Here is a 397-nt window from a genome sequence, read left to right as displayed (position 1 = left end):
GACCGGCGCCTTGGCGACGCGGTCGGCGTCGACGGTCAGCGGCTGCGGCACCGCGCGTTGCGGCGCCTGGCGCCATTGCTGGATCTGCGCGCGCACCAGTTCGTTGGCTTCGCGCGGGTCGATCGCCGCCATCTCGCCGCCGGCCGGCCGGCGCAGCACGGCGCCGGCGCGCAGGCGGTTGATGTTGCCGCCGACGAAGGCCTCGGGATTGGCCCGCAACAGCGCGATCATGGTCTGGTTGAGGCTCTGCGCGCCGCCCATCTGCGCGGCGATGCCGGACAGGGTCTGGCCCTGGGCGACGGTGATTTCGCCCTCGCCGGGGATCGCCGGCGCGGCGGCCGGCTGCGGCCGCGGTTCGCGGGCGATGCGGCCGGCGTTGGGTCGCGGCGCCGGGGCC

The 397-nt window shown here is 76.8% G+C and carries 1 protein-coding gene; it reads right to left on the bottom strand.

Annotated elements, in window-relative coordinates; genetic code table 11:
* Nucleotides 1–397 (bottom strand): FimV/HubP family polar landmark protein (locus A7A76_RS22565; protein ID WP_277425874.1); only part of this gene is annotated, 397 nt, incomplete at both ends.

It is taken from the genome of Lysobacter enzymogenes, assembly GCF_017168095.1.
GTDB classification, from domain to species: domain Bacteria; phylum Pseudomonadota; class Gammaproteobacteria; order Xanthomonadales; family Xanthomonadaceae; genus Lysobacter; species Lysobacter enzymogenes_D.
Note: the sequence above shows the minus strand (reverse complement) of the source record. Positions and strands in the feature narration are given on the sequence as shown.